The sequence below is a fragment of the Streptosporangium amethystogenes genome (assembly GCF_000721075.1).
Classification (GTDB): Bacteria; Actinomycetota; Actinomycetes; order Streptosporangiales; family Streptosporangiaceae; genus Streptosporangium; species Streptosporangium amethystogenes.
Genome location: NZ_JOEQ01000192.1, coordinates 1 through 301 on the forward strand (window position 1 = coordinate 1; position 301 = coordinate 301).

The following is a 301-nucleotide window of genomic DNA, read 5'->3' on the forward strand; positions in this document are numbered from 1 at the left end:
CACCTTCACCGAGAACAGCGCCCCGCCGGCCTTCGTCGGGCTCCCGGCTTACGTGCAGCAGCTGCTCACCGGCTCGCTCGCTTCAATCACCGTGATCTTGGTGGGCGTCCTGCTGGCCATGTTCCTCCCGCTCGTGGCCGCCGGCATGATGCTCCAGCGCTCGGGCTGGATCGACCACCCCGAGGACCACCTGCCGCAGCTCAAGAAGGTGTTCGTCACCGGCATGGTCGTGAACGTCCTCAGCGCGCTTCCGGTGGCGCTCATCGCGCTCGGCGCCTGGGAGCCGTCCAAGCCGCTGTGG

The 301-nt window shown here is 68.4% G+C and carries 1 pseudogene; it reads left to right on the forward strand.

Annotated elements, in window-relative coordinates:
- Positions 1–301: pseudogene (locus IG98_RS52270) on the forward strand (hypothetical protein); the annotation flags it as partial.